This is a genomic window from Actinotalea sp. (assembly GCF_041597215.1).
Lineage (GTDB): Bacteria > Actinomycetota > Actinomycetes > Actinomycetales > Cellulomonadaceae > Actinotalea.
Genome location: NZ_JBFHHB010000359.1, coordinates 1 through 1,250 on the forward strand (window position 1 = coordinate 1; position 1,250 = coordinate 1,250).

Annotated in this window: 2 protein-coding genes; both read left to right on the top strand. The window is 70.0% G+C overall.

The genetic code is table 11. The features are described 5' to 3' along the window. Nucleotides 1-728, top strand: a 728-nt coding sequence (locus ABWK99_RS16000; RefSeq protein ID WP_372595675.1) for a hypothetical protein, incomplete at its 5' end; no start/stop codon positions are given. 83 nt (nucleotides 729-811) lie between these two features. Beyond that, complete coding sequence (locus tag ABWK99_RS16005) at nucleotides 812-1,165, top strand: DUF6221 family protein (RefSeq protein ID WP_372595676.1); 354 nt, start codon at nucleotides 812-814, stop codon at nucleotides 1,163-1,165. Nucleotides 1,166-1,250 lie beyond the last annotated feature (85 nt).

The window sequence follows — 1,250 nt, forward strand, 5'->3', positions numbered from 1 at the left end:
CGATCCGGGGCGCGCACACCGCCGACTGTGACCCGCAAGCGACCCCGTGCAAGGGCTGTGCACCACGCAGCGCCGACCACGGGACACTCTGCGAATGGTGCTACGGGCGACTCACCACCGACCTCGCAGCCGCACCCGGCGTCGTGCACCACCTGCGCGAGCTCGGTCGACCATTCGCGTCCGCAGCGCCGCCATCGGACCTGCGCCACTACCGCGACCCGGCAGAAGGCGACATCCGACCAGCCGAGTGGGACGCCGCCGACGAGCTGCACGCCATGCTCGCGTCATGGGCGCTGACCATCCTCGAGGAGCACCCGGATGGCGCGTCGATGGCCGGACCTGAGGAGGTCGGCGCGTGGCATACCCGCTACGGCACCACGGTCGGCGTCCACGAGGCCAAGGCGACCGCACGGCTCGCACGCTGGCTGATCGACCGCATCGAGTGGGCTGCCGGCCAGGAGTGGGCCGCGGAGATGCGTCGTGAGGTCGGTGAGGTGCTGGCGACGACGACCGCACGGTGGCCGGTCGTGGAGACGCGCTCTCGGACGGTTGCGGGCGTCTCGTGCGTGCGGTGCTCGCGTGAGTCGCTGGTCTACACGCCGACGACGTTCTATCGCGCGTCGCCGGAGATCCGCTGCTCGCACCCTGAGTGCGGCAGGCTGTACACGGAGGACGAGTTCGACGGGACGATCGGTCGGCTGGCTATCAAGCGGGGGTATGTGGCGTGAGTGCGATGGAGATCTGCTGCATGAGTGCGACTGGGCACGATTGGGTCAGTGTGCGCAGGACACTCGACCCGGACGATCGCTACATGTGCGTGCGCTGTGGTGTCGAGCAGGTTCCGGCCGCCCCTGCTCCGGAGTCCCTGCGCGCATTCCTTCTTGCCCGGATCGCTGAGGATGAGGGTGCGGCAGCGCACGGAGATGGCGGTGTCATGGATGAGGATGGCGCGACGTTCAGCCGCGCCCGCGTCCTGGCTCAGTGTGCGGCGCTACGGCGGGTGGTGGACCTGCTCTCCGAGGCGGAGGCGACCGGCGATCGGCTCGGCCCCTACACCGACGACGCGACGGTCGGCGCTGCGCTCGCTCTTGAGGCGACCCTCCGCGCTCTCGTCCAGCCCTACGCCGACCACCCCGACTTCGACCCTGCGTGGAGGCTGGCGTGAGTGCAGCAGGCGAGACCGAGGCCGCACTTGCGACCGTCACGCACCGATGCGAGGTGCAGAACCGGCTCATCAAGGCGGGCGTGGC